At 51.8% G+C, this 23,108-nt stretch carries 21 protein-coding genes and 1 pseudogene; 11 read left to right on the top strand and 11 right to left on the bottom strand.

The annotated features are described in order from the left end of the window. The first annotated feature begins 47 nt into the window (after positions 1-47). Entirely contained in the window at positions 48-1,127 is a 1,080-nt protein-coding gene (gmd, locus tag AACR41_RS03450; protein ID WP_030007797.1) for a GDP-mannose 4,6-dehydratase, read from the top strand. Here the strand turns inward: gmd and AACR41_RS03445 are convergent. Further along, positions 1,124-1,450 (bottom strand): ArsR/SmtB family transcription factor, encoded by a 327-nt coding sequence (locus tag AACR41_RS03445; RefSeq protein ID WP_012308159.1) that lies wholly within the window; start codon positions 1,448-1,450, stop codon positions 1,124-1,126. The genes gmd and AACR41_RS03445 overlap by 4 nt on opposite strands. A 102-nt stretch (positions 1,451-1,552) precedes the next feature. Here AACR41_RS03445 and AACR41_RS03440 point away from each other — a divergent pair, with 102 nt between their 5' ends. Beyond that, complete coding sequence (locus tag AACR41_RS03440; RefSeq protein ID WP_012308158.1) at positions 1,553-1,723, top strand: metallothionein; 171 nt, start codon at positions 1,553-1,555, stop codon at positions 1,721-1,723. A gap of 100 nt (positions 1,724-1,823) precedes the next feature. Here AACR41_RS03440 and AACR41_RS03435 read toward each other — a convergent pair whose 3' ends face one another. Beyond that, entirely contained in the window at positions 1,824-2,636 is an 813-nt protein-coding gene (locus tag AACR41_RS03435) for a tetratricopeptide repeat protein (protein WP_030007794.1), read from the bottom strand. A gap of 96 nt (positions 2,637-2,732) precedes the next feature. Continuing rightward, the gene (folK, locus tag AACR41_RS03430) at positions 2,733-3,248 is read right to left on the bottom strand and encodes a 2-amino-4-hydroxy-6-hydroxymethyldihydropteridine diphosphokinase (RefSeq protein ID WP_030007793.1); all 516 of its coding nucleotides are present in this window, start codon (positions 3,246-3,248) and stop codon (positions 2,733-2,735) included. A 139-nt stretch (positions 3,249-3,387) separates the two neighbouring features. Between folK and AACR41_RS03425 the strand changes: the two genes are divergently transcribed. The 5 genes from AACR41_RS03425 to AACR41_RS03405 all read left to right on the top strand — a co-directional run bounded on the left by AACR41_RS03425 (position 3,388) and on the right by AACR41_RS03405 (position 8,650). Then, positions 3,388-4,722 (top strand): histidine phosphatase family protein, encoded by a 1,335-nt coding sequence (locus AACR41_RS03425; protein ID WP_030007792.1) that lies wholly within the window; start codon positions 3,388-3,390, stop codon positions 4,720-4,722. 83 nt (positions 4,723-4,805) lie between these two features. After that, complete coding sequence (gene fabD / locus AACR41_RS03420) at positions 4,806-5,684, top strand: ACP S-malonyltransferase (protein ID WP_030007791.1); 879 nt, start codon at positions 4,806-4,808, stop codon at positions 5,682-5,684. A 38-nt stretch (positions 5,685-5,722) separates the two neighbouring features. Further along, positions 5,723-6,355, top strand: a complete 633-nt coding sequence (locus AACR41_RS03415) for a transaldolase family protein (RefSeq protein WP_030007790.1) — start codon at positions 5,723-5,725, stop codon at positions 6,353-6,355. A 69-nt stretch (positions 6,356-6,424) separates the two neighbouring features. Further along, positions 6,425-7,849 (top strand): folate/biopterin family MFS transporter, encoded by a 1,425-nt coding sequence (locus tag AACR41_RS03410; RefSeq protein ID WP_030007789.1) that lies wholly within the window; start codon positions 6,425-6,427, stop codon positions 7,847-7,849. A 141-nt stretch (positions 7,850-7,990) separates the two neighbouring features. Then, positions 7,991-8,650, top strand: a complete 660-nt coding sequence (locus tag AACR41_RS03405; RefSeq protein WP_030007788.1) for a M23 family metallopeptidase — start codon at positions 7,991-7,993, stop codon at positions 8,648-8,650. Positions 8,651-8,663: 13 nt separating this feature from the next. Here AACR41_RS03405 and AACR41_RS03400 read toward each other — a convergent pair whose 3' ends face one another. Genes AACR41_RS03400 through AACR41_RS03390 form a run of 3 tightly spaced genes read right to left on the bottom strand, consistent with a single transcriptional unit; the run spans position 8,664 to position 11,763 of the window. Next, a complete protein-coding gene (locus AACR41_RS03400) occupies positions 8,664-9,551 on the bottom strand; it encodes an ATP adenylyltransferase family protein (RefSeq protein WP_030007787.1) in 888 nt (295 codons plus the stop codon). A 42-nt stretch (positions 9,552-9,593) separates the two neighbouring features. Beyond that, positions 9,594-10,820 carry an ABC transporter ATP-binding protein gene (locus AACR41_RS03395; RefSeq protein WP_030007786.1) on the bottom strand — a complete coding sequence of 409 codons (1,227 nt, stop codon included), beginning with the start codon at positions 10,818-10,820 and terminating at the stop codon, positions 9,594-9,596. A 58-nt stretch (positions 10,821-10,878) separates the two neighbouring features. Further along, positions 10,879-11,763: a tetratricopeptide repeat protein gene (locus tag AACR41_RS03390; RefSeq protein ID WP_030007785.1), complete on the bottom strand. Its 885-nt coding sequence runs from the start codon at positions 11,761-11,763 to the stop codon at positions 10,879-10,881. Between the two features lie 171 nt (positions 11,764-11,934). On the opposite strand from AACR41_RS03390, the gene AACR41_RS03385 reads away from it, so the two are divergent. Next, on the top strand, positions 11,935-13,359 hold the full coding sequence (locus AACR41_RS03385) for an efflux RND transporter periplasmic adaptor subunit (RefSeq protein WP_012308147.1): 1,425 nt from the start codon (positions 11,935-11,937) through the stop codon (positions 13,357-13,359). An 8-nt stretch (positions 13,360-13,367) separates the two neighbouring features. On the opposite strand, the gene AACR41_RS03380 is transcribed toward AACR41_RS03385, so the two are convergent. The 5 genes from AACR41_RS03380 to AACR41_RS03360 all read right to left on the bottom strand — a co-directional run bounded on the left by AACR41_RS03380 (position 13,368) and on the right by AACR41_RS03360 (position 18,434). After that, positions 13,368-14,597 (bottom strand): zinc ribbon domain-containing protein, encoded by a 1,230-nt coding sequence (locus AACR41_RS03380; protein WP_030007784.1) that lies wholly within the window; start codon positions 14,595-14,597, stop codon positions 13,368-13,370. A gap of 108 nt (positions 14,598-14,705) precedes the next feature. Beyond that, positions 14,706-15,725 carry an ABC transporter permease gene (locus AACR41_RS03375; RefSeq protein ID WP_030007783.1) on the bottom strand — a complete coding sequence of 340 codons (1,020 nt, stop codon included), beginning with the start codon at positions 15,723-15,725 and terminating at the stop codon, positions 14,706-14,708. A gap of 32 nt (positions 15,726-15,757) precedes the next feature. Beyond that, on the bottom strand, positions 15,758-16,276 hold the full coding sequence (locus AACR41_RS03370; protein WP_030007782.1) for an adenine phosphoribosyltransferase: 519 nt from the start codon (positions 16,274-16,276) through the stop codon (positions 15,758-15,760). Between the two features lie 145 nt (positions 16,277-16,421). Next, positions 16,422-16,751 carry a (2Fe-2S) ferredoxin domain-containing protein gene (locus AACR41_RS03365; protein ID WP_045442333.1) on the bottom strand — a complete coding sequence of 110 codons (330 nt, stop codon included), beginning with the start codon at positions 16,749-16,751 and terminating at the stop codon, positions 16,422-16,424. A gap of 102 nt (positions 16,752-16,853) precedes the next feature. Next, positions 16,854-18,434 carry an NAD(P)H-quinone oxidoreductase subunit N gene (locus AACR41_RS03360; protein WP_030007780.1) on the bottom strand — a complete coding sequence of 527 codons (1,581 nt, stop codon included), beginning with the start codon at positions 18,432-18,434 and terminating at the stop codon, positions 16,854-16,856. Positions 18,435-18,514: 80 nt separating this feature from the next. Here AACR41_RS03360 and AACR41_RS03355 point away from each other — a divergent pair, with 80 nt between their 5' ends. From AACR41_RS03355 to AACR41_RS03345, 3 genes and pseudogenes are all read left to right on the top strand, one after another. After that, positions 18,515-18,766 (top strand): hypothetical protein, encoded by a 252-nt coding sequence (locus tag AACR41_RS03355; protein ID WP_216627663.1) that lies wholly within the window; start codon positions 18,515-18,517, stop codon positions 18,764-18,766. A gap of 104 nt (positions 18,767-18,870) precedes the next feature. Further along, positions 18,871-21,512, top strand: a pseudogene (gene topA / locus AACR41_RS03350) (type I DNA topoisomerase). After that, positions 21,509-23,077 (top strand): ArnT family glycosyltransferase, encoded by a 1,569-nt coding sequence (locus AACR41_RS03345; protein WP_030007778.1) that lies wholly within the window; start codon positions 21,509-21,511, stop codon positions 23,075-23,077. Before topA ends, AACR41_RS03345 begins: the two are co-directional and overlap by 4 nt. Positions 23,078-23,108 lie beyond the last annotated feature (31 nt).

Genomic DNA, 23,108 nt, shown 5'->3' with positions numbered 1-23,108 from the left:
TACTGTTCTAAAATTGCTTAATTGATATGTTGAGTAAACCGAGCTCCATGGGTAATCGAAAAGCACTGGTAACAGGGATCACCGGACAAGATGGCTCTTATTTGGCGGAGTTACTCCTCGAAAAGGGCTATGAAGTTCATGGCATTATCCGTCGCGCTTCTACCTTCAATACCGACCGCATTGACCATCTCTATGTCGATCCCCATACCCCCGACGCTCGGTTCTTTCTTCATTACGGGGATCTCACCGATGGCACATCCCTAGGAAAATTAATCGAAAAAATCCAACCCCATGAAGTTTACAATCTGGGTGCCCAGTCCCATGTGCGGGTGAGCTTTGATTCGCCAGAATATACCGTGGATACCGTGGCGATGGGGACGCTGCGTATCCTAGAAGCGATTCGGGACTACCAGGAACGGACGGGCAATGAAGTGCGCTTTTACCAGGCCGGTTCGTCGGAAATGTTTGGCCTTGTGCAAGAGGTACCCCAAAAGGAAACGACCCCCTTTTATCCCCGCAGTCCCTACGCCTGTGCCAAGGTCTATGGCTACTGGCAAACGGTGAACTACCGCGAATCCTATGATCTGTTTGCTTGCAATGGCATTTTGTTTAACCATGAAGGGCCGCGCCGGGGGGAAACCTTCGTTACCCGGAAAATCACCAGGGCGATCGCCAGAATTATCGCCGGACAGCAGGATAAACTGTACCTCGGCAACCTCGATTCCAAGCGGGACTGGGGTTACGCAAAAGACTATGTGCGGGCGATGTGGCTGATGTTGCAGCAGGACAAACCCGACGACTATGTCATTGCCACGGGGGAAACCTATTCAGTCCGCCAATTTTTAGAAACCGCCTTCGCCTACGTTAATCTGAACTGGGAAGATTATGTCGCCTTTGACCGCCGTTATCTCCGTCCTGCCGAGGTGGACTTACTCATTGGCGATCCCACAAAGGCTAAAAAACAACTGAACTGGGAGCCGAGTATTGATTTTCCGACCCTCGTCGGGATTATGGTCGAAGCAGATCTTGCCATTTTGGGTTTACCGCCCCAAAACCCAGCCATGGGCAAACTCTACGAGGCAGATCAAGCCTATATCCGCCAAGCAACCGGCAGCCGCGTTGATTAGTGGGTGTGTCCATCCTCTGGTTCGTCTAGGTGCTCCGAAGCGTCACGATAAAGATTAAGAATGTGGTGATCCTTGAGGCGATAAATCACATTCCGCCCTTCCTTGCGATAGCTCACTAAACGTGCTGTGCGCAGGGTTCTTAGTTGGTGGGAGACAGCCGATTCACTCATTTCAACGGCGGCGGCGAGTTCCCCCACCCGCATCTCTCCGGTGGCCAGGGCCGAAAGAATACGCCAGCGGTTGGCATCCCCCAAGACACCAAAAAATTCGGCCATCCGTTGGGCCTTGGCTTGGTTCAAGATTTTGCCACTGTGGTCTGTCATGGTTCGTTGATCTAAACAATACCTGAATAGTTGTTCATGTGTTAATCTAAAAATGTGAACAATCGTTCAACTATTTAAGACAATACCTTGGAGGTTTAAATCATGGTAACTGTGACCCAAATGAAGTGTGCCTGTGAATCTTGCCTTTGCATCGTGGATCTCAATAGCGCTATCCAAAAGGAAGGTAAGAGCTATTGCAGCCAAGCCTGTGCCGATGGCCATCCCGCAGGGAGTGAAGGCTGTGGCCATGGGGGCTGTACTTGTCACCAATAGAGCCACCAATAGAAAGAAATTGAGCCAAATTTATAAGCTGAAGCAATACCCATCACCGAAGCTGGGTATTTTTTTTGATAAAGATTGATTTAGTTGAAGTTTAAAGTTTCTCTAGGGCAGCTTGGGCAATTTCTCGGTTGATCAAAGCGTCTTCGTAGTCTGGGTCAATGGCGAGGGCTTGGTCATAGCTGGCGATCGCCTCGGTATAGCGCCCCAGTGCTTCGAGGGAAATACCGTGATTATTCCAGGCTTCGGCGTCGTCGGGATCGAGTTCTAGGAGGGCAGCATAGGTGGCGATCGCTTCTTCATGGCGACCTAAATCGGCCAGAACATAGCCTTTATTAAACCAAGCATCCACATCTGCGGGATCTAACGCTAGTACTTGATCGTAGCTGACTAATTCTTCTTCATAGCGTTCCAGAAAGCCCAGGGCAATACCCCGGTTATACCAAGCATCCACATCCCCTGGATCCAGTTCCAGGGCGCGGTCATAGCTGGCTAGTTCTTCTTCGTAGCGCTCTAAAGCTCCTAACACAACGCCCCGGTTGTACCACACCAGGTTTTGATCGGGGTCAAGGGTGATCGCCTGATCATAGCTGGCCAATTCCTCTTCGTGCTGCCCCAAGGCCCCTAGGGTAACGCCCCGCCAGATCCAAAGCTCTGCATCGCTCGCATTCAAAATTAAGGCGGCATCGTAGGCCGCGAGGGCCAGTTCATATTGCCCTTGGTCGTAATATTCATTGCCCTGGAATACCAATTCATCCACTGAATCGGCGGTCATGCCAGCACCTTGGGCGAAGAGGCAAGGAGTCGAACCACAGGGGCGCGCTTGGGCGATCGCCGGCGTTAATGTTCCTCCCAAAATCAAGGCTAGACCCATACCACCCAACAGCCCAGAAAAAATACGCACCATGGGAACACTCCACCAAATATTGCCGTTCGTCCAATATCTTCCATCATAGTCAGAATTACCGTTGCCGCTGCTTTTCCTAGGGGGAGATATTTACAATCAATAATGGTTCCCCGTAGTTTCGCTATCTAATCTCTGAATTCCAGTGAGGGGAAGCCGTTCCTTGAGGGCTTGGATCGTTTGTTGGGTGCGGGGTTCACACCAATGGGGCGCAATCTCTGCTAGGGGCACCAACACAAAGGCCCGTTCCTGCATCCGGGGGTGGGGCACCTGCAAATGGGGCAGATAAATTATGTCCTGGCCATACAAAAGCAAATCCAAATCCAACGTCCGCGCCCCCCAACGTTCTCGCCGTTCCCGTCCAAATACTTGCTCGATCGCCAACAGGATTTCGAGGAGAGCTTCGGGACTGAGATTGCGCACCTGACCAGTCACGCAACCATTGATGTAGTCTGGTTGTGGCGGGCCGACCGGGGCTGTGCGGTACCAAGTAGACCGAGCCGTTAGGGCGATCGCCGGATGTTCGCTCAAATGTTGAATGGCATTTTCTAAAATTTCTAAGGAGTTACCCAAGTTACTTCCGAGGGCGATCGCCACATCCACAGCCCGTTCCATTGCAAAAAATTTCCCCGTATTCATGCCCCAAAATCATAGCCCGAACTTCACCTTTTCCCCTGACCCCGAACCAGATACTATGGTGTAGGCAAAAATCCCCCCCTCGCAACACCACACCCAAATAATGGAGGAAACCAAGGTGGCAACCCGCGTCATAATCGTGCGTCACGGACAAAGTAGCTATAACGCCCTCAAAATGATCCAGGGCCGTTGTGATGAATCAGTACTCACCGACAAAGGCTGTGCCGACGCCGCCACCGTAGGCCAAACCCTCCAGGGCATCGACTTTGCTGCGATCTATTGCAGCCCCCTCCAACGGGCCAAGCAAACCGCTGGAATTATCCACCAGCACCTCGACAAGGCCCCCGCTCCCATCACCAGTGAGGGTCTGCTAGAAATTAATTTGCCCCAGTGGGAAAAACTCCTCAAAAGTGACGTCAAAGAACAATATCCAGAAGCCTATCGCCTCTGGCACGAAAATCCCGCTGAATTTGTGATGACCCACGCCGATGGGAGCGAGCACTCTCCGGTTAAAGACCTCTATGACCAAGCCCGACAATTCTGGCAGGAAATCCTCGCCAAACACCAAGGGGAAACTATTCTAATCGTCGCCCACAATGGCATCAACCGTTGTTTATTGATGAGTGCGGCGGGCATCCCCCCCAGTAAATACCAGAGCATTCAGCAATCCAACTGCTGCATCAATGTGCTGAATTTTGTCGGTCAGTTGGGAGACATTGTTCAATTTGAATCAATTAACCAAACGGCCCACCTCGGCCTGCCCCTCCCCAGCTACCGTCCGGGCCACAAAGGTCTCCGTTTGCTGCTCGTGCGCCACGGGGAAACCAACTGGAATAAGGAAGGGCGTTTCCAAGGCACCATGGATATTCCATTAAATGAGAATGGCCAAGCCCAAGCCGCCAAAGCCCGTGCATTCCTTAAGGATGTGACCCTGCATTTCGGCATGACTAGCCCCATGAGTCGGCCCAAAGAAACCGCTGAAATCATTCTGCAAGCCCATCCTGGGGTGGTGTTGGGTACCCACCCTAAATTAGAAGAAATTGGCCATGGTCTCTGGGAAGGCAAACTAGAAGCTGACATTGAAGCGGGCTTTCCCGGCATGCTGGCCCAGTGGAAAACCAAGCCAGAAACAGTCCAGATGCCAGAGGGGGAAAATCTCCAACAGGTGTGGGACCGGGCCAACGAAGCCTGGGATGAGATTGTGGCGCAGTATAGCCAAACCCCGAATCAAGTGGGTTTAGTTGTTGCCCATGATGCCATTAACAAGGTGATTCTCTGTCGCTTGATGGGACTACAGCCCCAGGATATTTGGGCGGTGAAACAGGGGAACTGTGCAGTGACGGTCATTGACTACCTCCAGGGGGCAGACAGTGAACCGGTACTCCAGGCGCTAAATATTACGTCGCACCTCGGCTTTGGGGTGATTGATCAGACGGCAGCCGGAGCTTTGTAAGCCTGGGAAAAAATGAGGGGCGATCGCCATCCCCTATAATCAAGTCTGGAAAATTTTTGTAGCAACAATAACGAGCGTGTGTAATGGGTAAAATTGCGTGGGTCTTTCCGGGCCAAGGATCTCAAGCGGTGGGCATGGGTGTTGATCTTGCCGAACATCCCGTCGCCAAAGCAAGATTTGCTGAAGCAGAGGCAATCCTCGGTTGGTCAATTCTAGAAAAATGCCAGGGGGATGAAGCGACCCTCTCCCGCACCCTTTACACCCAACCCTGTCTCTATGTGCTAGAGGCGATTCTCTGCGATCGCTACCGGGAGAAAGCGCCCCAGGTGGACTTTATGGCGGGCCACAGCCTCGGTGAATATTCCGCCCTCTATGCGGCTGGGGTCTATGATTTCGCCGCTGGTTTGCAATTAGTGCAAAAGCGCGCCCAACTTATGGATCAAGCGTCTGGGGGGAAAATGGCGGCCCTGATGAAGTTTGACCGTACTGAATTAATGGAAAAAATTGCGGCGACCGAGGGCGTGACCCTCGCCAACGACAACAGCGAACAACAAGTTGTCATTTCCGGTACCCCAGAAGCCGTTGATGCGATTATGAATGGTGTTAAAACCAAGCGGGCGATCGCCTTGAATGTTTCTGGTGCGTTCCATTCCCCGTTTATGGCCGAAGCCGCCGCCCAATTTGAAGCAGTTCTGGCTGCCGTTGAATTTTCTGATGCCAAAATCCCCGTATTATCCAATGTTGACCCCCAACCGGAAACCCAAGCAGCCGCTCTCAAGGAGCGTCTCAAGGCCCAAATGACCGGTTCTGTCCGTTGGCTCGAAATCATGCAGCAACTGAGCGCCCTAGAAGTTGCAGAGGCCGTAGAAATTGGCCCCGGTAAAGTGTTAACGGGTTTAATTAAGCGCACCTGCAAAGACATGGCCACGGCAAACATTGATACCCTCGCCAGTATTGGCTAGGCTCAAGGCATACCAAACCACTGCGCCCAAAGGGAACCATGATTTATTTAGATTCGGCGATCGCCACCGAAGCCACCGAAGCCGTGGCCTGGGGTTGGGTCAAGGGCATTACCACCAATCCCACCCTCCTGGCCAAAAGCGACGCGCCCCCGGAAGTGACCCTAAAAACCTTGGCGGCCATCACGCCTGGAGAACTCTATTACCAGTTAGTCAGTGAAGACTGTGAGGGGATGATCCGCGAGGCCCACCGGGCACGGGAAATCATTGGCGATCAGCTCGTGCTTAAAATTCCCGCCACTTTCAACGGCTTTCAGGCTTTGCCCAAACTCTCTCCAGAAATAAGCTGCTCTGTCACCGCCATCTATCAGCCGACCCAAGCGTTAATCGCTGCAGAAGGCGGCGCCAAATATGCGATCGCCTACGTGAACCGCGCCACAAACCTCCAGGGGGATGGTGGCAGCCTCCTCCGCTCTATGAAAGCTCTGTTACAAGGAAGTGAAACCACGATTCTGGCCGCCAGCCTTAAATCCGCCGCCGAAGTCACCCATGCCATAATTGCTGGGGCAGACCACATTACCGTTCCTTTGGCTCTGCTCAAAACCCTGACTACACATCCCTTATCGGAAGAAACCAAAGCCGAATTTAATCACTTAGGGTGTGGTTTACGCTAAACAGATTTCAGAAAAGGTTGTCTATACTGAGAAAAGACTTTACAAAACTTCATCATAAGCGTTCCCTTGATGACCTTTCTCGACAATCTTAAAAAACCAACCCTCTTCGGCCATGCTGTCACCCCAGAGTTGTTTGCTCTGTTGACGGTGTATTTCGTCCAGGGGATTCTCAATCTCTCCCGGCTTGCGGTGAGCTTTTTCCTCAAAGACGATCTCGGCCTAACCCCGGCAGAAGTGGCAGCCCTTACGGGACTCGCGGCATTTCCCTGGGTCGTCAAGCCCCTTTTCGGCTTTTTGTCGGATGGCTTTCCGATCTTTGGGTATCGACGACGCTCTTACCTAATTTTGGCGGGCTTACTCGGTTGTGGCGCTTGGGCAGCAATGGCCACCATTGTCCAAGCACCCTGGTTGGCAGCAACGATGATTGTCTTGAGTTCGATTTCCGTGGCGATTAGTGATGTGATTGTCGATTCGGTGGTGGTCGAACGCGCCCGGGCTGAATCTTTGGATAAAGTCGGGTCACTCCAATCCTTGACCTGGGCAGTGGCGGCGGTGGGGAGTTTAACAACGGCCTATTTGAGCGGTTGGTTACTGGAGCAATTTAGTACCAGGGTTGTGTTTGGGATTACGGCCATTTTTCCGCTGTTGGTATCGGCGATCGCCTTGTTAATTATTGAGCAACCCCGTGAAGCCATATCCCTAAAAGCCACCACCGATAACATTGGCAACCAGATGAAAACCCTCTGGGGAGCAGTACGGCAGAAAAAAATTCTGTTGCCCACGGCCTTTGTCTTCCTCTGGCAGGCCACTCCCAGTGCCGATTCTGCCTTTTTCTTTTTTGTCACCAACGAGCTAGACTTTAACCCGGAATTTTTAGGGCGGGTGCGCCTAGTCACTAGCTTTGCGGCCCTAGCGGGGATTGCCATCTACCAAAAATATCTCAAGCAAGTTTCATTCCGGAAAATGTTGGGGTGGAGTACCGTCATTTCCGCCGTCCTTGGTTTTACCACCCTTATTCTTGTGACCCACGCCAACCGTGCTTTGGGCATTGATGATCGCTGGTTTAGCTTGGGGGACAACTTGATTTTGACCGTTACTGGCGAAATTGCCCTGATGCCCATTCTGGTGTTGTCAGCGCGCCTTTGTCCGCCCGGCATCGAGGCGACCATGTTTGCCCTGTTGATGTCGAGTTGGAACCTGGCGGGTTTACTCTCCCATGAGTTGGGGGCTCTCCTCACCCAGTGGCTCGGAGTGACAGAAACCAATTTTGACCGACTTTGGCTTTTGGTCACGATCACGAATTTGACGACCCTATTGCCCCTCGTCTTCTTGAAATGGCTCCCGGCAGGGGATCCCCAGGCTGATCTTGAAGAACACACCACGCCCTCAGTGGAACTTTACGAACACCACGCGGCGATTTCGGGAACAGAATCGGCCCTTTTCCCGACGGTAGAACCGAATTTGGTGGGTTCCCAGTCGGAAAAACAGTCTTAAAATGTCATGCCAGCAGTGGTACAGGTCAAAAATCTGTGAAACAAAAGTGCGCAGACTAAAGACTAGACTTACAATGGTTTGTCAACATGATCTTTTTTGTCTGGGACATCCCCTTACCATGGATTTTAGGCTTTGATGTAAATGCTTAACCTACAGTTTTATCTCCGTCGTGCTCGCCGCTGGATTAAACCAATCCTGCTGGGGGCTGTGACCTTGGCCCTTGTGTTGGGGTTTAATCTCCTGCCCCAGCCACAATCAACACCTCTGGCGATCGCCCAGGCCCAAACCCGCGTTAGTATCAACAACAGTTGGCGACAGGCTTCCTTTCCCGTCGAAAATTTTCAAAGTTACACATCTGGGTTTGGCTATCGCACGTCGCCCACCAGTGGCCAACGCCAATTTCACCAAGGCTTAGACATTGCCGCCCCCCTCGGCAGCTATATCCGTAACTGGTGGAGTGGTAAAGTTGTGGGCCTTTCGGATAACACCGCCTGCGGCACAATGATCCAGATTAAATCCGGTGATTGGGAACATATCTACTGTCACCTCAGTGGCTATGTTTCTTCCTCTGGTCAAGGGACTTTCCTCATGGATCGCAACGGTGGCATTCAGCTTTGGCTTGGTCAGGAAGTGAGCGCTGGCACTCGCATTGGTCGTGTTGGGATGACCGGACGCACCACTGGCCCCCACCTCCACTGGGGCTTGAAATATTCCGGGAACTATGTCGATCCGGCCCTTGTGCTCCAGGCAATGTACAACCAGCCCACGGCTTCCCTGGATGATTTGGTACAGCCCACATAGCCAGTTTTTTGGCTTATTCAAAGGGGGCGATCGCCCTTTGGGATAAATCCCCCTGTGCCGCCACTGAGGCTAATAGTTGCAGGGGGGTTAATTTTTTGAGCAAACTCAACTGCATCTGATTACGCACCAAAAGAGCCCCCGCAAACCCCAGGGAATTCACTGGAATTTTTTCATACTGATCCTGGGCCCGTTGCACCAGCAACATCCAACGGCGGGTAACGAGAAGATTATAGGCTTGGGTTTGCCAACCAGGGTTGAGCGGCCCGTCAATGAAGCGGAGAAAACGCAGCAGGGCGAGGTAACAATCGAACAAAATCTTGCCGTCGTAATCCTGGGGTAGAGGGATAATCCCGTGCATGAAGGGAAAAAGAGGAATTTGCTGGGGCTGCATCCGATCATTGAGCTGGGATAACACTTGGTCGATGGGCACTGAAAAGGTTTCCCCATTGCTTTGGAAAGGGATCAATTGCAAATGTTTGTGGGGTTGACTCGCCCCGGCGATCGCCCCGGCATTATAGAAGGCCAAGCCATCAAGACGTTGGAGACAATGGGCCAGGGCAGTAAAATCAGCTTCCATTAACCAGGTTTCCTGGGGCTGAAACTCCCGGGTGATGATCAAAATGTGGTGATCGACGACGTTAAATTTATTCAGCAGACAGACATGGTGGGGCGTCAGATCACAAACGAATAAATCCTGTTCGTAGGGCAAAAAAGGATTCACCTTCGCTTTTTCTTGCTTCGCTTGATAATTTTCCTTGCGGTCGAGTTGCTCTAAAATGCGCACCACAAAGGGAATCCCATGGTCAACAATCACTTCCTGGGCCGTGGTCAAAGAATGCAGCGCCCCTACCTGTTTGGCGTGGCGCGTGGTGTGTTGAATTTTGGTCAGCAATTCATTCATAGGGTGCTGGGGCGATCGCCACACGACTCAACATCCCAAAGTTTAGCGGATCAGTTGTTCCGCTTCACCCTTGGGGTGGGGTTGACCGAGGCTAAATTCCGTCTCTGGATCAAAAAAGTGGAGTTGCTCTAAATCAAAGGCCAACCAGACTTTTTCCTGGGGGGCAACCTTAGCCTTGGGGGGAATGCGCACCTTGAGATTTTGTAGCGGCAAGTCAACGGGGTGAGCCGAGAGGAAGGTTTCATTGCCCAGGGCTTCGACAAGATTGATCGCCACTTCAAGATTTTCGGGGGCGGCGGTACTGAGGCTGAGGTGTTCGGGCCGGATGCCCAGGAGGAGCGATCGCCCCTGGTAGGGCTGGAGTAATGGTCGCCAACCTCCTGGGACGGGAAAGCGGAATTGGGGATGTTCAACGACGCCAGCGACGGTCAACTGCACTGACAGAAAGTTCATCGGTGGCGAGCCAATAAATTCCGCCACGAAGCGATTCACCGGGCGATTATAAACTTCAAGGGGCGGGGCCACCTGGAGAATCTCCCCTTGGTGCATCACTGCAATGCGATCGCCCATGGTCATTGCTTCGGTTTGATCATGGGTCACGTAAATCGTTGTAATCCCCAGTTGACGCTGGAGTTGAACGATCTGGGCGCGGGTTTCACTGCGCAGGGCCGCATCCAAATTAGAAAGGGGTTCGTCCATCAGAAAAACCTGGGGATTGCGGGCGATCGCCCGCCCCAAAGCAACCCGTTGTTTTTGGCCGCCGGACAATTGTTTCGGGAGTCGTGTGAGGAGATGGTCAATCTGTAGCAGTTGGGCGACCTGCTGCACCTTTTGGCGGATTTGTAATTCGGCAGTCGGTTGGTAACGCAGGGATTTTGGGAGTGGTCTGGTGACGCCCCGCCAGGTATTTTGCAGCCAATGGCTTTTCGTTTCTGCCGTGGGCATCCGCCGCAACCCAAAGGCAATGTTGTCATAGACATTGAGGTGGGGATACAGGGCGTAATTTTGGAACACCATGGCAATGTCTCGCTGTTTAGATGGGAGATCATTCACCGGGCGATCGCCAATGGCAATTTGTCCCGTTGTCACCGTTTCGAGGCCCGCGATGAGGCGTAACAACGTACTCTTACCACACCCAGAAGCTCCCACCAGCACCATAAATTCCCCCGCCTGGATCTGGAGGTTAATCCCCCGCAAGACGGCGGTCATTTTTCCGGTGGAGCGATCCGCAAAAGATTTGTGAATATCGTTGAGTACAACCTGGGCCACGGCAATGTTTTCCCATCAACAGAGAAGCAGTGATGCTTATGGTATCGCACCCTTGTCCCTAGGGTTCCATCTCCGGTTGAAATGCCCGGCGGTCGAGTTCTGTAAAGAAAGCCTGGACGGTTGGCGTATCAAATACAGCTTGGGTGGCCTGGATCAACTTTTCGCCCCAGAGGTTTTCCACGAGGAAATCAATTTCGCCGTAACGACCATCGAGATCCAGGGCGGTACGGGTCAGTTCTAAGCCCTTCGCGCGATCGCCTTTGGTGTAGGTGGCCACAGCAACGGCGAGTTGGGGTTCTGCGGCGGTAGGGTCGAGGGCGATCGCCTTTTGCCAACTGTCAATGGCGGCATCAACTTTACCCTGTTCGTACTGAATCAAGCCAATATTATTAATCCCCGGCCAAAAGGTGGCATCGAGGGCAACGGCTTGGTTGTAGGTGGCGATCGCCGCATCATATTGCTTGAGTTTATACTGGGTATTGCCGAGATCGAAGAGGGTTTCGATGGAATTGTCCCCAAGCTGGCTAGCCGTTTTCAGCGACCGGAGTGCCCCTTCATAATCTCCCTGTTGGAAATAGGCCGACCCCAAAATACTATGGACACCACTTTCACGGGGATTGAGTCGTTTTGCTGTGGTGAGGGCCTGAATCCCGGCATCAAGTTCCCGCTCTTGCACGAGGAGAGTGCCCAAAATGTACCAAGCTTCAAAACGTTCTGGCACCAGTTGGGTCGCGAGTTTGGCCCGGGGAATCGCCCATTCATATTGTTGGAAGCGAGAAAGTTGAATTGCATCTTCGATGAGCATCAGCCCCTGTTGTTCCATTTGGGCCTGGTCAAAATCCCGCCTCAGGGGCAGTACCGCCTGCGATCGCACAGGACTATTTCCCATCCACAACACACTAACACAGGCTCCAAGGGCAACTAACCAACGATGTTTAGGCACGGTTCAACTCTTCACGAAACAACGATTCTTAAAACCAAGTCTAGCGACTTTCCCCCGCAATTGACGTAAAACCATTGTAAAAAGATTCCCCACGGGGGACTATTTCAATTTTGAGGGATTACAGTAGACTACGGATTAGTCCTGTTCACGCAACCCCCCGCAAAAATTCCTATGATTGGTGCCCTTGTCACCCCCAAAAAAGTTGTTTTGTCCTTGGCGGCCTTAGCTGGTGGGGTGCTACTCATTGGTCTGCCGGTGGCGAGAATGTTTGGCGATCGCCAAGCAGGGGTGAATGAAGAACAACTGGCAGCCCTGACCGTTCCCGTTGAAGTGGAAAATTTAGCGGTGCGCATCGAGGCCAACGGCATTGTCGAACCGATCCAGAGCGTTAACATCAGTCCCAAAACCCCCGGTCGCCTCGCCCAACTGCTGGTGGAACAGGGAGATGTTGTCACCGAAGGCCAAGAACTGGCAATTATGGATAATAGTGAATTGTATGCCGAGGGGATTCGTGCTGAATCTCTGACGAAACAACGCATTGCCGAACTCCGGGCCACAGAAACCCGTATCCAGGGAGAAATTGAAGAAGCTCGCGCCCGCTACATTCGCACCCAAGCCCAACTGCAACAGGCGGAACAGCGCATTCCCAAAGAAATTGATCAAGCCAATGCGCAACTGGCGGCAGCCCAAGCCAATCTCCAGCGCACCCAGGACAAGGTTGAACGCTTTGAAACACTCCTCGACAGTGGGGCGATCGCCCAGGAAACCTATGACGATGTCCGCAACGAATTTGACAATGCTAGCGCCCGCTTTTTTGAAGCCCAGCAACGGTTAGCCCAGGTCAGAAATACCGCCAATCCCGAACTTGAAGCCCTTACCGCTGCCACCGTCGAAGCCAGAGCGAGCCTAGATCGCCTCGAACGCAACGCTGAACCCCAGTTAACTCAACTGACAGCGGCCCTCGAACAGGCCCAGGCCCAGCGACAAATTGCGGCGGTACAGTTCCAAGACAGCATTATTCGGGCGCCCTTTGATGGGGTGATCACCCAAAAATTCGCCACCGAAGGGGCATTTGTAACGCCAACGACTGCCGCTTCGAGTACGGCCTCGGCCACCTCTTCGTCTATTTTGGCCCTAGCGCGGGGTTTAGAAGTGGTCGCCAGGGTGCCGGAGGTAGATATTCAGCAAATTGAACCGGGTCAGGATGTGGAAATTGTTGCCGATGCGGATCCCGCCCAGGTGTTTCGGGGACGGGTGTTGTTGGTGGCCCCGGAAGCGATTGTCGAAAATAATGTGACTTCCTTTGAGGTGCGCATTGCCCTGTTATCGGGTCGGGAATTTCTCCGCTCGAAGATGAATACTGACGTTACTTTCGTCGGCCAAAATTTAACTAATGTGATGACAGTGCCCACGGTGGCGATCGCCACAGAAAATGGCGAAACCGGGGTGCTCATTCCTGATGCGAATAACACCCCCCAATTTAAGCCTGTGATCATCGGCGCGACCGTCGGCGATCGCACCCAGATTGTCCGGGGCGTCACCCCAGAAGACCGAGTGTTCATTGACCTGCCAGAAAACCTAGAGCGGCCTGAATAATTTTAAATTTACTGGGGCAGAGAATCCGATAAATCCACCCCGCACTGGCGACAATATTCTGTGTATTTATAGGTTTTTGCCGCACAGTTTGGGCAACTAATCCATTGTTCAAATCCACAAAAAGGACAAAACTGATCGCCTTTGCGGAGCCGACTACTACATTGAATGCAGCGCTGTTTTTGAATGCGACTTTTTGCCTGGACTTTGGGATTAAAAACAAACCGCTGGAGAAATTTAATCAAGCCAAAGCCCAACAGCGGAATAATCAAGATCAGCAGATAGCTAGAAATAAAAACTAAGCCGCCAAAAATTGCGATCAAGACATCAAAAATTGCCCGCACTAGATTCCCAAACTGGATAAATTGGAGAATTTTAATGAGCAGGGGGATCAGAAAAATAAGTAATAAATGCCAACTTAAAAGCGCCTGGGTTCCCCGGTGCCGCTCCACGGCCTGACGATGCCAAAAATAGCTAATCAAAATCAGCGGTAAGAGGAAAAGGGTCTGCAAAAAGAATTGCCGATTGGGGTGCCAAAATTCAGCCCGTTCAAAATCCTGTTTTAAAGTCGCAAAAAATTGGCGATCGCCAATGGCTGTTAAATACGTTTGTACCTCTGATTGATTAAGAAGCTCGGCTTTTCTACGATCTAGGGTCTCGGTCAGGGTTGCTTTTTGGGCTTCGGCGGCCTCAATGTCCGCCTTCGTTTGGGCTGCCGTTGTTTCGTTGATCGATTGATTCGGATCTTGACCCGCAATTTCTTCTAAAAGCGTCGAATCATATTGCTCTTTGTAGGTGGCAATGCGTTGGTTGACTTCATTAATTTGGGTTTGTAAATTCTGAATCTCTTTGGATAAAGTCAGGGTTTCCGGATTTTTTACCGTTGGTGTGAGGGCCAAAAGGCGATCGCACTGGCTAGAAACTTCCCCCAAACGCCCTTCTGTTTCGACGGGTTGAATGTCTTGGGAAGGATAATCCCCCAACATTTCCATTACCCAGGTAAAGTCTTTATCGGAGTTATCGTTATTTTGATAGGTCTGATAAACGCGGTAGCAAGGATACCGTTCCTGGGGTGAAAGGGGCCAGTTACCAACACTATCAAGACCCTGAAACACATTGATCAACACAAAAATGTCGATCAAAATCAGGATTACAATACTCACTTTATTGAGTGGTTCCTGACGGACATGGGTCGATTTACGGACAAGATTCCGCCAAAGACGCTTCAGCCAACGCACCATAAAATAAGTCCCCCGTCGTTTTCTCTACTCTAGGAAAAGAAGCCCCAACGGGGGAACCTTGGTCATAAATCTTTGCTGCTGTGGCGCTTTTTGGAGGCCATGATGCAATTACTTCAAATCGTCTAATTTAATGCGGGGATCAGCAAACTTTAACATCAAATCTGCCAGGAGATTCCCCACAATGAGCATGGTTGCACTCATCATCAGGGCCGCCATGACTAAATACAAATCCTGGGATTGCACCGCTTGTAACGTCAAAGTTCCCAGGCCCGGCCAGTTAAAGAAAAATTCAGAAATAAACGAGCCACTCAACAGACTGGCAAATTCAAAGCCAAGCAGGGTAATGAGGGGATTAATCGCATTGCGGAGGGCGTGGACATAGATCACACGATTTTCTGGTAAGCCCTTGGCCCGCGCCGTTTGGATATAATCTTGCCGCAACACATCCAAGAGTTGACCCCGGGTCAGCCGTTGCAACCCCGCAAAGCCTGTTAAGCTCAAGGCAATAGTGGGTAGGATCATGTGCCAGCCGATGTCGAGAATTTTGCCGTACCAGGGGAGATCCACGAAATTAATACTGGTCATGCCCCCCACCGGGAGTAACGGGGAAACCTGTTGGGCCACCATCAGCAAGGCGAGGGCCGTAATAAAGCTGGGCAAACCCTGGCCGAGGTAACTAATCACCCGCAAAAATTTATCGAGGACGGTATTTTGCTTCACCGCACTGAGAATCCCTAAAGGAATGGCGATCGCCCAGGTACCGATAATTGACGTGAGCGCCAGGAGTAGGGTGGCGGGCATCCGTTCTAGGAGCAGCTCATGGACAGGCCGGAAGGATTCAAAACTAATGCCAAAATCAAAGTAGCGCACCACCCGCCATAGCCAGCGGCCATATTGGGTCAGAATCGGTTGATCGAGGCCGAAACGACTTTGGAGATCTAAGAGCGTCTCCTCGGTCATCTTCGGGTTTTGCCGGAGGGCATCAAGGTAATCCCCTGGAGCCAATTGGATAATCACAAAGCTCAGGATCGAAGCCAAAAATAGGGTAAAAATCGCCTGGAGTAGGCGCTTTAAGATATAAAAAATCGTTTCTCGATCAAAGATCGTCAGGGGATTACGAATGCTCATTGGGGGGTTAAATCGGGTGTTCCAAATCCTGCCTAGTATTGTATGAGGGAAAGCACGGGGGCGTCTGGCAGGCGATCGCGGCCCTTGAGATCTAGGAGTTCGACGATAAACACAAAACCAATGATGTCACAGCCAATTTTTGTAAGCAGTTCTGCGGTGGCTTTGGCGGTACCCCCGGTGGCGATCAGGTCATCGACGATGACAATTTTGTCCCCAGACCCCACGGCATCCTGGTGAATTTCGAGGGTGTCGGTGCCGTATTCAAGTTCGTATTCGACGGTGTGGACGGCGGCGGGGAGTTTACCGGGTTTACGCACGGGGACAAAACCAGCATTGAGGTTGTAGGCGAGGGTCGGCCCAAAGATAAACCCCCTAGACTCCATCCCCACCACATGATCGGGTTTGAGGTTGGCTTCAAGGCAGAGTTGCACTAGGGCATCCATGGTGTAGCGCATGCCTTCGGGGTGATTGAGGAGGGTGGTAATGTCGCGGAAGAGAATGCCGGGCTTGGGGAAATCAGGGATGTCACGAATCAGGGATTTTAGATCCATAGTTTTTAGAGCGGTTTAAGGGGAATAAAAGGCGATCGCCCCTCATCTTAGCGAGTTCTGGCACGTAAACATCACTGGCGGCCAGCTTATTTTCATGATTTTCAAAAGACTTCCGTGTGACTAGCCAAGAGCCAACATAGCCCGATCAGAAAGCCGAAAAAGGAAAAAATAAAAAGAGAGCGGCGATCGCCCCGTGATTGGGTTGGTGAAATTTGCCATAGAGCTTCTGTTTGACGGGTCGGTTTTGGCGCAAATGCTGTTTAACAATTGCTGGAATATCGGCTTGTTGCACATGGGCATACCACACTTCATCGGGCAGCACGCGCACCAGGGGGCCATTGCCACATTCCCCAAAACACCCAGTCTGTCGCACTTCAACATCAGCAGGCGCTTGAGCTTGGAAGGCGGCCAAAATCGCCGTTGAACCCTGTTTTGGACAGGTATGGTGACAACAGATCAACACTGTACGGGTCATGTCGTTTGCTCAGTCGAACTCTGCTCCCATGCTAATCAAAACCCCCTACCAATTGCGGCAGAGGGTCATCATCTTGAACTGAAAATATTGTTTTACCGTTGCTTAATGCTCGGCGATCGCCATTCCAACCAGCTCGCTGTCTACTTGGGCAACGACCTGTTCTGTAGGATGATTTGCCGCCTGCAACATCGGTGTACTGGTGACAGATTGATCCGCAATCACAAACAACGGATTCGAGAGAATCCCCGCCAAAGACGTGATGATCACCGACAGCACCAGACCCACTTGTAAAGGTTTCATCCCCACAGCCGTCCAAGTGACCGCTGGATAATTGCGCACAGAATCAGACATTTCCTGGGGTTCCTTGACCACCATCATCTTGATCACGCGGATGTAGTAGTAGATCGAAATCACACTGGTGATCAAACCCAACAGCACTAAGCCATAGAGGCCCGCTTGCCAGCCTGCCCAGAACAGATAAATTTTCCCGAAGAACCCAGCCAAGGGCGGAATGCCCCCAAGGGAGAGTAGGCAAACACTGAGGCCGAGGGTCAGTAACGGATCTTTTTGGTATAAACCCGCATACTCCGCGATTTGGTCTGTGCCCGTCCGGAGAGAGAAAAGAATCACACAGGTAAATGCACCCAGGTTCATGAACAAATACACCAGCAGATAGAAAATTACGCTGGAATAGCCCGCATCAGTGCCCGCAACGAGGCCAATCATCACAAAACCCGCCTGGGCAATGGAAGAATAGGCCAACATCCGCTTCATGCTGGTTTGGGCCAGGGCCACCACGTTCCCCAAGACCATACTGAGGATTGCCAAAGCTGTGAAAATGAAGTGCCATTCTTCGCTCACGGGGTTAAAGACCGTTACCAACAAACGGATCGCCAGGGCGAAACCAGCGGCCTTAGAACCCACCGAGAGAAACGCAACAACGGGGGTCGGCGAACCTTCGTAAACGTCAGGGGTCCATTGGTGGAAGGGCACCGCTGAAATCTTGAAGGCGATCCCGGCGATCGCAAAGACCAGGGCGATCGCCAACGCCAGGGATTGGCCCCCCTGGGGATCCGTAAATCCAAGGGCAATCTCACTGAGAATTGTCTTGCCACCCGATAGGCCGTAGAGCAAAGACACACCATAGAGGAAAATCGCCGAACTCGCGGCCCCAATTAACAAATACTTGAGGGCGGCCTCATTGGAACGGGGGTCTCGCTTCATGTAGCCCGTCAGTAGATAAGACGAGATACTAAGCATTTCGAGGGAGACAAAAATCATCACCAACTCATTCGCCCCAGAGAGGAACATCCCCCCCAGGGTGGCCGTGAGCAAGATGCAGATAAATTCAGAGAGGGCGGTGCCGGAACGTTCCACATAGCGCACCGACATCATGATCGTGAAGGCCGTAGACAGGACAATGATGCCCCGGAATAAAATACTGAGGTTATCGCTGTTAAATGCCCCCAAAAAGGCAACGGGATGGGGATTATCCCAACCGAGGTACAAGGCGAATACTGACCCCAACAGTCCGGCGATCGCCGCGTAGGGAATCCAACCCGAACGAGCGCGTCCGACAATTAAATCCCCCACCAAAACAACGATGAGGGTCAAAATAACGATACTTTCCGGCAGAATTGCCCCAGTGTACAACTGGCTTGCCACAGTGCTTGAAAAATCCATCTTTGCTCTTCGGCTTAGTGAACCAACTTCCAGTGAACTACCCCACCACAGACGGGAAAGGGCTTCCTGATTCAACAGCAATGGCCTCTAGATCTCAGTCGTTCTTTTGGTCTTACATTGCCTCCACAGGCAGGCGTCCGGGTTCCCCAGACCCAATACTTTTTCTTGCGACACGACCCGCTGGGCTTAAGTTTGCGCTGCGGGATGCAGTGGTCAAGATGTATCAACCCATGGTACGCCCCAAAGGACGGGGATTTCAACCCGTTGCCGTACAACAAAACCTTAAAAACAGGGCAAACGCCTTAATTCCCGGTTCTATCCCAGAGACTTAGAAAAATTTAATCCTTGACGAAACAGGGGCTTATGGGCCATTGATTAGATATGTAAGGTATATCAGAAGCCTAAACACCTAAACCCTCACTTTTTTTGACAGCCCATGTCTACCCTTGTCATCGTTGAATCCCCGACCAAAGCCCGTACCATTCGGAACTATCTACCGAAGGGATATCATGTGACGGCATCCATGGGCCATATCCGCGATTTACCCTCCTCTGCCGAGGAAATCCCCAAGGAACAAAAAGGGCAGCCCTGGTCTCAGCTTGGGGTCAATGTGGAAAACAACTTCGCGCCTCTCTACATCGTGCCGAAGAAAAAGAAGAAAGTTGTCACTGAACTCAAGCAAGCCCTCAAAGAAGCCGATGAGTTAATCCTGGCAACGGACGAAGACCGGGAAGGGGAAAGTATTAGCTGGCATTTGCTCGAAGTGCTCAAGCCCAAGGTGCCGATTAAACGGATGGTCTTCCATGAAATCACTCAAGAGGCGATCCAAAAAGCTTTAACCAATTGCCGGGAAATTGACGAAAACCTCGTCCATGCCCAGGAAACCCGCCGGATTTTAGACCGTTTGGTGGGCTATACCCTCTCGCCTTTACTCTGGCGCAAAATTGCCAAGGGCCTCTCGGCGGGACGGGTACAATCGGTGTCTGTACGCCTGTTGGTGCAACGGGAACGGGAACGGCAGGCCTTTCAATCGGCTAATTATTGGGACCTCAAGGCGGAACTGCTCCAGAAGAAATCAAAATTTGAGGCCAAGCTGATCACCCTCGGCGGCAAGAAATTAGCGTCTGGGAGTGACTTTGATGCGGCCACGGGGAAACTCAGCAAGGGTAAAAAAGTTGTCGTTCTCTCCCAAGCAGAGGCGATCGCCCTCAAGGAGCGTTTACAAGATCAACCTTGGACGGTCAGCAAAACCGAAGAAAAACCCAGTACCCGCCGCCCGTCTCCTCCCTTTACCACCTCGACCCTGCAACAGGAAGCCAACCGCAAACTCGGTATTTCGGCGCGGGATACCATGCGCACCGCCCAGAAGCTCTATGAAGAAGGCTACATTACCTACATGCGGACGGACTCGGTGCATCTTTCCGAACAGGCGATCGCCGCAGCCCGTAGTTGCGTTGCAGAAAAATACGGCACAGAATATCTCAGCCCCAAGGTGCGCCAATACAAAACGAAAAGTAAAGGAGCCCAGGAAGCCCACGAAGCGATCCGGCCTGCGGGCAACACCTTTCGCACGCCCCAGGAAACCGGCCTCAGTGGTCGAGAGTTAGCCCTCTATGACCTCATTTGGAAACGCACCGTCGCTTGCCAGATGGCCGATGCTCGTCTCACGCAATTGTCGGTCATTCTCAAGGTCGATGATGCCGAGTTCCGCTCTGCTGGTAAACGCATTGATTTTCCGGGTTTTTTCCGGGCCTATGTGGAAGGCTCTGATGATCCTGATGCTGCCCTCGAAAACCAAGAAGTGGTGCTCCCCGATCTCAAGGAAGGAGACCAGCCCACCTGCAAAAAATTAGAAGAAGTCGATCACAATACCCAACCCCCGGCCCGTTATACCGAGGCTAGTTTGGTCAAAGCCCTCGAAAGTAAAGGCATTGGTCGCCCCAGTACCTACGCCACAATCATCGGCACTATCGTGGATCGCGGTTATGTGCAAATTCGCGATAAAGCCTTAACTCCCACCTTTACGGCCTTTGCGGTGACGGCCCTCCTGGAGGAACATTTCCCTAATCTGGTGGATACAGATTTCACCTCCCAAATGGAACAAACCCTCGATGAGATTGCCACCGGCAAAGCCCAATGGTTACCCTATCTAAAAAATTTCTACCTCGGAGATGATGGCCTGGGTACCCAAGTAAAAGTGCGCGAGGAAAATATTGATCCGGCCACCGCGAAGGCGATCGCCATCGAAAACCTCCCCGTGAAAGTCAAAATTGGTCGCTTTGGCCCCTACATTGAAGCTGCTAACGGCGAAGAAACAATTACCGCTTCCCTACCAGCGGATTTAACCCCCGCTGACCTCGATCCGGAGCAGGTTGAGACAATTCTCAAACAAAAACCGAAGGCCCCGAGCAATTGGGGACGCACCCTGAAACAGGCGATCCCATCTACTTACTTGTGGGTAGCTATGGCCCCTACGTTCAACTGGGCGAAGTCACCGAAGAGAAGAAAAAGCCCAAGCGTGCTTCCCTCCCCAAAACCGTTAAACCAGAAGAGCTCACCCTACAAATGGCGGTGGATCTGTTAGCGTTGCCGCGCTTATTGGGAGAACATCCCGAAACCAACAAACCCGTCAAAGTGGGTCTCGGTCGCTTTGGCCCCTATGTTGTCCACGACCAAGGAAAAGAAGGTAAAGATTATCGGTCTCTTAAAAAAGAAGACAATCTTTTTACGATCGATTTTGAACGGGCCATGGAACTATTAGCGCAACCAAAGCGTTCCCGTGGCCGGGGCAAAACAAAGACGCCCCTGAAGGAACTGGGGAAACATCCCGCTGATAACGAACCAGTCAATGTTTATGAAGGCCCCTATGGTATCTACGTGAATCACTTAAAAGTGAATGCAGGTTTGCCAGAAGGAGAAACCGTAGAAACAATTACCCTCGAAAAGGCCCTCGAACTAATCGCCGAAAAAGCGGGTAGCAAAGCAACGAAGAAGCGTTCGACGACAAAAAAGAAAACGACGACGAAAAAAACAACAGCAAAAAAAACCACCAGCCGTAAAACAAAAACTTCTTCATGAGCCACAGCAAGCGTCGGTGGGAAGATTGGAGCCAAACCCTTGGCGATCGCCAAATTATCTTAGGTTTAAGCCTAGCGGCCCTTTTTTTGTTTTGCCTGAATCTGGGAAATATGCCCCTCCGGGATTGGGATGAAGGCACCAGGGCACTGGTGGCGCGGGAAATTTTCCGTACTGGCAACTGGTTGCATCCCACCCAATTCGGCGATCCTTACCTGCTGAAACCCCCCTTAATGGATTGGCTCGTGGCCAGTAGCTATACCCTCGGTGGCGTGAATGAATGGACAAGTCGCTTACCAGGGGCTGTAGGAAGTGCTCTGGGAGTGCCTCTCCTCTACTGCCTCGGACGGCAATTATTCCAGGGGCGATCGCCTGCCCTGTGGAGTGCCTTGGTCTATCTCACCCTCTTGCCAGTGGTGCGCCATGGTCGTCTGCTGATGCTTGATGGTCTGGTTTTAACGGCCCTCATCTTCAGTCTCTGGTGTTTACTCAAGGTGCAAAAATCTCCCATCTGGGGACTGGGTTTTGGTCTGGGCTTGGGCATCATTGCCTTTGTCAAGGGGTTATTAATGCTTCCCCTGGGGGCGATCGCCCTGTTGTTTGTGATTTGGGATCGCCGCTGGTTTATTTTTAAAAATCCCTATATTTGGCTGGGGTTGGGTCTCGGCGCTTGCCCGGTGCTTCTCTGGTATGGGGCGCAAATTCAGCATTATGGTGCGACTTTTATTCAGGTTCATTTTTTCAATCAAGGGTTTGACCGGGTCGCTAGTACCGTTGAAAGTCACCAAGAGCCCCCCTGGTTTTATTTATTAGAAATAGCCAAATACACGGCCCCTTGGTTATTTTTTCTACCCCAGAGTTATCAATATCTTTGGCAGACCCGCCAAACTTCTAGCAGCAAATTAATTTTGACGGGCAGCATCTTTTATCTGGGTTTAATTTCTGCGATGGGGACAAAATTGCCCTGGTATGTGATGCCGATTTACCCGTTTTTGGCCCTTGCGCTGGGACATTACTTAGCGAAGCTCTGGGATGCACCACCACGCAAGGCGATGTTTCTGCGGGGGCTATTTGGGTTGTTGGCGATCGCCGCTTTGGGGGGAGGTATTTATCTCTACTTCACAGATCCCCAGATTCCCTTGATTTTGATGGCCTTGACCCTAGGGGGGATGTTTGCCGTGACTACCTGGCTTTGGCCCCGGCCCCAGGCTCTTTATATTTTGGTGGGAGGAATGTATTGCGGTTTGGCTCTGCTGTTTTGCTCCCAGGCTTGGGTCTGGGAAGTTAACGAAGCCTTTCCGGTCAAACCCATTGCCGCCATTATTCGGGCGGAAACCTCAGCCGATGCGATTATTTTCACCACCTTCGATTACAGTCGGCCCAGCTTAGATTTCTATGGCGATCGCCCTGTGCGTCCCCAGCCCCTCGAAGCGCCCGTTGGCGAGCAATATTGGCTCATTCACCAAGATTTGTTGACAGAACAACCAGCCCTAAAAGAAGCATTGCCTCCCTTTGAACGGCTGGGACGAGCCTCAGGATTTAACCTGGTGCATTTTTTCCCGGACTAAAGGAGGCGATTGAGTGATAATTCGGTTGTGT

This window comes from Picosynechococcus sp. NKBG042902, assembly GCF_963864045.1.
Lineage (GTDB): Bacteria > Cyanobacteriota > Cyanobacteriia > Cyanobacteriales > MRBY01 > MRBY01.
The sequence above is the reverse complement of the archived record's forward strand: the minus strand, read 5'-3'. Positions and strand labels throughout refer to the sequence as shown.

Coding starts and splice junctions, on each gene's coding strand:
- gmd (WP_030007797.1), top strand. CDS start 48: ATGGGTAATCGAAAAGCACTGGTAACAGGGATCACCGGACAAGATGGC.
- AACR41_RS03445 (WP_012308159.1), bottom strand. CDS start 1,450: ATGACAGACCACAGTGGCAAAATCTTGAACCAAGCCAAGGCCCAACGG.
- AACR41_RS03440 (WP_012308158.1), top strand. CDS start 1,553: ATGGTAACTGTGACCCAAATGAAGTGTGCCTGTGAATCTTGCCTTTGC.
- AACR41_RS03435 (WP_030007794.1), bottom strand. CDS start 2,636: ATGGTGCGTATTTTTTCTGGGCTGTTGGGTGGTATGGGTCTAGCCTTG.
- folK (WP_030007793.1), bottom strand. CDS start 3,248: ATGGAACGGGCTGTGGATGTGGCGATCGCCCTCGGAAGTAACTTGGGT.
- fabD (WP_030007791.1), top strand. CDS start 4,806: ATGGGTAAAATTGCGTGGGTCTTTCCGGGCCAAGGATCTCAAGCGGTG.
- AACR41_RS03415 (WP_030007790.1), top strand. CDS start 5,723: ATGATTTATTTAGATTCGGCGATCGCCACCGAAGCCACCGAAGCCGTG.
- AACR41_RS03410 (WP_030007789.1), top strand. CDS start 6,425: ATGACCTTTCTCGACAATCTTAAAAAACCAACCCTCTTCGGCCATGCT.
- AACR41_RS03405 (WP_030007788.1), top strand. CDS start 7,991: ATGCTTAACCTACAGTTTTATCTCCGTCGTGCTCGCCGCTGGATTAAA.
- AACR41_RS03400 (WP_030007787.1), bottom strand. CDS start 9,551: ATGAATGAATTGCTGACCAAAATTCAACACACCACGCGCCACGCCAAA.
- AACR41_RS03385 (WP_012308147.1), top strand. CDS start 11,935: ATGATTGGTGCCCTTGTCACCCCCAAAAAAGTTGTTTTGTCCTTGGCG.
- AACR41_RS03380 (WP_030007784.1), bottom strand. CDS start 14,597: ATGGTGCGTTGGCTGAAGCGTCTTTGGCGGAATCTTGTCCGTAAATCG.
- AACR41_RS03375 (WP_030007783.1), bottom strand. CDS start 15,725: ATGAGCATTCGTAATCCCCTGACGATCTTTGATCGAGAAACGATTTTT.
- AACR41_RS03370 (WP_030007782.1), bottom strand. CDS start 16,276: ATGGATCTAAAATCCCTGATTCGTGACATCCCTGATTTCCCCAAGCCC.
- AACR41_RS03365 (WP_045442333.1), bottom strand. CDS start 16,751: ATGACCCGTACAGTGTTGATCTGTTGTCACCATACCTGTCCAAAACAG.
- AACR41_RS03360 (WP_030007780.1), bottom strand. CDS start 18,434: ATGGATTTTTCAAGCACTGTGGCAAGCCAGTTGTACACTGGGGCAATT.
- AACR41_RS03355 (WP_216627663.1), top strand. CDS start 18,515: ATGGCCTCTAGATCTCAGTCGTTCTTTTGGTCTTACATTGCCTCCACA.
- AACR41_RS03345 (WP_030007778.1), top strand. CDS start 21,509: ATGAGCCACAGCAAGCGTCGGTGGGAAGATTGGAGCCAAACCCTTGGC.